Below are 1,556 nucleotides of genomic sequence, written 5' to 3' on the forward strand. Positions count from 1 at the left end.
GTTCGCTGCGCATCTGCGCGGCGCAGCCGCCCGCATCGACAATCGCCTGCTCCAGCGTGCCAGCCTGCCAGCGCGCCACCTGATGCGCCAGCGCGTCGCGGTCGGGCTGCTCTCCCAGCACGCGCGTCATCGCCGCGCGGTGATGTGACGCATTGGTATGCAGGCGGATCCAGCCGTCGGCGCTGCGATAATCACCGGCAAACGCGTCCCAGAGCGCGGGCGCAGGGCGGTTGCGGGGAACAAAGCTGCTCTGAAACCAGCGCGAGGCGAGGCGCACGTTCACGCTGACCGGCTGGTCACTGCCGATAAAATCCGCCGTCGCCTGCGTCGCCAGTCCGATACTGGCGGCGGCCAGTTCACTGACGGCGAAGGCGGATGAGAAGGTAGCGGTATCGAGAAAAGTGGGTGCGGCGGTTACGTCATCAGAGCCACGCAATCCTTGCCGCAGCTGCTGCCACAGTGACGCGGCGAGCTGATAATCCATAATGATTCTCCAGAAACAGACGGTATTCAGAGCATAGCACCGCTTTTTCAGCGGCGGCGCAGACGCGGGAAGCGCGCATGCATCCGCAGGCTGCGCACGTTAATGACCGCTATCGCCGTACCGCAAACCACCAGCGAGGCGCCGATGATTTTAAAGCTGTTAAGGCTGTCGCCCAGCACCACAATGCCCATCAGTACCGACAGCACCGGAGTCAGCAGCGAATAGGGCATAATCAGATTGACGTTGTACTTCTTCAGCAGGCCATACCACAGGGTATAGGCGACTATCGAAGAGGCGATGGCGCTGTAGAGAATGCCGAACCAGCCGCGCCATCCCGCCTGACTCAGCGCGTAGAACTGATGCGACTCCATAACAAAACTCGACAGCCCAACGATGGGCACCGCCAGAAAAGCGATCCAGCCGGTCATGGTAAGGGGCTTAATCGGCGGCGATTTTTTGACGATAAGATTGCTGACCGCCCAGCCGGTAGCGCTGCAAAGCAGAATAACCAGCACCCACCAGGCGGGTATGGTCGGGCTGCCGGAGAGCACCGCGACGCCGCTCAGTGAGATGGCGATGCCGACCAGCTGGATTGCCTTCAGCCGCTCCTTCAGCACCACCATCGCCAGCAGCATGGCGATAGGCGTACCGAGCTGCACCACAATCGCGCCGGTGCCGGCGTCGGTATAGCGCATGCCGACAAACAGCAGCGAAAAGTGCATAAAGCCGAAGGTAAAGGCGAGCGCGAGCAGCCAGGGCAGCTGCTGACGCGTGATGCGACAGAAAGGGATAAGCACAATCGCCACCACCACAAAGCGCATCCAGGTAAGGAACAGCGGCGGCAGCTCCAGCAGCCCCCACTTTACCGCCACATTGTTGAACGCCCAGATGGAAACCACCATCAACACCAGAAAAAAATGCCGCAATGCCACAATCCTGTCCTTCGCTGTTATTTTTTCGCCACGCCTTAATGATGGCACGAAGCGGAGAGGCGCTGACAGGTGCCAGTAAATATTTTTATGTTATGACAGGTGCGGGAAAATCATAAGACAAGCTGCCGCTTTGCTGTCAG

Annotated in this window: 1 protein-coding gene and 1 pseudogene; both read right to left on the bottom strand. The window is 59.8% G+C overall.

The window, feature by feature from the left end; translation table 11 throughout:
- Positions 1-484: pseudogene (locus B3797_RS12485) on the bottom strand (acyl-CoA transferase); the annotation flags it as partial.
- A 47-nt stretch (positions 485-531) separates the two neighbouring features.
- Complete coding sequence (locus tag B3797_RS12490) at positions 532-1,416, bottom strand: DMT family transporter (protein WP_311791233.1); 885 nt, start codon at positions 1,414-1,416, stop codon at positions 532-534.
- Positions 1,417-1,556: the final 140 nt, after the last annotated feature.

Source organism: Pantoea sp. UBA5923, from assembly GCF_002431095.1.
Classification (GTDB): Bacteria; Pseudomonadota; Gammaproteobacteria; order Enterobacterales; family Enterobacteriaceae; genus Pantoea; species Pantoea piersonii.